Annotated in this window: 2 protein-coding genes; one reads left to right on the top strand and one right to left on the bottom strand. The window is 36.8% G+C overall.

What is annotated here, in order from left to right:
• Nucleotides 1-136 precede the first annotated feature (136 nt).
• Entirely contained in the window at nucleotides 137-1,999 is a 1,863-nt protein-coding gene (locus tag ACKI2P_RS09960) for a hypothetical protein (RefSeq protein ID WP_407377270.1), read from the top strand.
• On the opposite strand, the gene ACKI2P_RS09955 is transcribed toward ACKI2P_RS09960, so the two are convergent.
• Complete coding sequence (locus ACKI2P_RS09955) at nucleotides 1,984-3,207, bottom strand: MnmC family methyltransferase (RefSeq protein ID WP_407377269.1); 1,224 nt, start codon at nucleotides 3,205-3,207, stop codon at nucleotides 1,984-1,986. The two genes, ACKI2P_RS09960 and ACKI2P_RS09955, sit on opposite strands and share 16 nt — an antisense overlap.
• Between the last annotated feature and the right edge of the window lie 172 nt (nucleotides 3,208-3,379).

Genomic DNA, 3,379 nt, shown 5'->3' with positions numbered 1-3,379 from the left:
TATTGCATTTATAAGATAATTATTGTTTATTTAACTTCAATTAAGCTTATTTATGCTTTTTTAGAAAAACAAAAGCTTTTTATACATTAAGCTAAATAAGAATAATCACGAACAAATGTTAAATGGGGTTAACGTTATGTTTAATAAAAAAATAAGTATGATATTGATAACTCTGGTGTTCATGTTGTCCCTATCTGCGGTGGCTGCAGTTGATTCAAATCAGACAGATGACATGGCTGCTGGAGAAATTGATGAAGAGCCTCCTTCGGTGCGTTCTGATTTATTGGCTGCAACTAATGAGTCATCAACTACCAGTTCAGATTCTGAATATGAAATAAAAGTTGTTGACGTGGCTAAACGTTACAGCGGTTCTGTTTATAGTGTTGTTTTATCTCAAAACAAAACTCCAGTTTCAAAGGCAAAGATTACCTTTGATATTGATGGAGTTAAATACCTAAGAACTACCGGAACTGACGGAAAGGCTGTAGTTGCACTCAAGCTGGATCCAGGAACATACCTTGTTTCAGCCAGTTACGGCAACATTACAAATTCCCAAAAGATTAAGGTATTGAGTGTCGTTACCGGAAAGGATCTGACCAAAACCTATTCCACTTCCCAGTCATATTCTGCTACTTTCAGAAATACTGACGGCAGTCTTTTAAAGAACAAAAATGTCAAGTTCATTGTGGACGGTAAAAACTACACAAGAAAGACTAACGCCAAGGGTGTTGCCACTATTGCAATAAACCTGAAGATTGGAACACACACATTGATTGCGGTTCATCCAAAAGGATACAGGTCTTCAAACAAGATTGTTGTCAAATCCTCAATCACTGCAAGTGATGTCACAAAGCATTACTTGAGTTCCAAGGTGTTCAGCGCAACATTCTATAACAAGAACGGAAAGGTTTTAAACAAAAAGTACATCCAGTTCAAGGCACACGGATCAACCTTTAAGGTTAAGACAAATGCGAAGGGCGTAGCTAAAATTACTATCATTTCAAAGCCTACAACCTTTAAGATGTATTCCATAAATCCTTACACTGGTCAGAAAAAAGCCAATACCGTCAAAATCCTGAAGACTTTGTCCGCAAGTGCAGTAACTACCTTTTCAGACAGGACCACTGCCTTTAAGGTAAAACTTTACAAGGATGACAAGCTTGTCAAGAATGCAAAGGTTTACGTTTACATCAAAAATTCCAAAAAGACAGCAAAAACCGATGCAAACGGAATAGCTACCGTAAACTTCAAGCTGGCTAAGGGAACATACACATTCAAGTCATATGACCCTTATACCAAGTATTCCATAAATACTAAGGTAACTGTCAAACTGGCTTCAATCAAGGCTAGTGATGATATGGGTATTGCCAACAAGACTTCGAAATATACTGTAACTCTCCTCAAACAAAATGGTGATCTTGCTAAAAACACAAATATGCAGATAACACTCAACGGTAATACTCAAACCGTCAAGACAAATGCATATGGTGCGGCCAGCATCACATATGTTTTGGATGTAGGAAAATACAAGGTAACCTGTAAGGACTTGTCCACTGGTTATACAATTACCAAGACAATTACCGTATATGAACCTCCTACTGGCACAGTTTATGATAAGTATGGTGTTTCAGAAGACGGATACAGCATTCTGGCTATAGGTAGAGCTTCTGCAGCGGGAGAATATGATAAATACGGTTACACATTTTACATGACTGAGTTCGACAGGACATGTCCGTATTGTGGCAGCCATGAATTGTATTGGGGTATTTTCTTTGCGGGAAATGAATATTCAAACTATGGTGTATTCCCTGCAACAGGTAATATTGAAGGAAGCAGTGCTGAAGGTTTAATCGTCTGCGCACACTGTGACAGTGACTGGTCAGTTTTCGGACACAATCACGGTGGTTCCGGTGGTAATTTGAAGGTTATAACAAAAACAGTTTCATCCACTAAAGACGATGCATACGCTTTATTAAAAGGAAATTATGTAATTAAATAATTTCCATTCTTTACATTTTTTAATCTTTTTTTCATATCGAGGATTCTGTTTCTGGAATTATTCTTTAAATCCTGTTTTTCTGAGTAATTTTTTTCACATTCGATAATGTAGAATGCTTCTTTTGATGTTGTTGATGGTATGTTCATTTTTGCAAGGTTTCTCTCGACACGTCTTTTAAGTTTCTCGTCACCCATTTCATCGCCTAAAAAAATAGGTGTTTTAACGGCGGATGAAATTTTGGTGTTGTGACGGGCATTATGGCGCTCTTCTGTTCTTTTATTTAAAATAAATTCACTGGAATTATTTAAATTTTCATCCCTGAATGGAATTCCAACATCGGAAAGTGCAATTCTTATCTCATCGTTTTTAGGAAGTGCATAATCAAGCATCTGCTGGTTTGGGCTTGCAAGGGTTCCTCCCTGTTTTCTTCCGAAAATTGGACCAAGACCTATGCAGAAATCCGCTTCAATGAATCCTGCACGTATAGGGGCCGCTGATGTGTATGTGGCAACAATTCCGTCATCTTTTATAATCCTTCTGAACTCCTTGAAAAATTCAAGTGAAAACAGTTCGGGAGCCATATTCTGGCTGAAAGGATCTAAAAATATTGCATCATAAGTGTTGTCCTCTAGCCTTTGAACGGTCTGTCTGGCATCCTCAATGTAGATGTTTATTTCAATATTGTCAGGTATTTCCGCTTTCTCCAGGCTTAAGGTTGCATAATCCTGTTTTATCAGTTCATCTTCAATGGCTTTTTTGGTATAATCATGTTCCCTGATTGGGGATGGAACCAGAAGGCCGCATGCAAGTGTTGCTTTTGAAATTTCAACCATGTCTATTGTCAATTTGGATTTGCTGCTTTTTTCAATGAAGTCTGCCAGTGCCGCAGATGTGTTGTATCCAAGCCCGGCACAGATGTCCAGTATTGCAATGTCTTTGTTATAGTCGAACTTCATGGGTTTGATAAATTTCTCAAAAGACTCGCTTATTGCACCTGTAGATGTATGAAGTGTCTCAACTTTATGGTTTATTTCTTTTGAATTAATAGAATATGATCCATCGTCTGTTAAAACAAAATAATTGTTGTAAGTATCAAAAAAATTAACCCTTCTGTTAATATTTTGGGCACTTTTTTCCTGGCGGAAACATTCATTTACCAAATCAAAAATATCATCATTAATTATTCTGGCATTATTTTCGTAACTCATTTTATCTAAGTAAATTTTTGGTTGTTCTTAATATTGAACTACCTCAACTTATTGAAGTTGAGGATTCCTAGGTTTTTTATTATATATCGTTGGTTATTTGATATTATCCTAGGCTATCTCCCTCGTCCCATGGGTTCAGACAAAAATGTTAATGTTTTGCTTTTTTAAACTT

This window comes from Methanobrevibacter sp., assembly GCF_045541095.1.
Lineage (GTDB): Archaea > Methanobacteriota > Methanobacteria > Methanobacteriales > Methanobacteriaceae > Methanocatella.
This window is presented reverse-complemented; position numbering and strand designations above follow the sequence as displayed.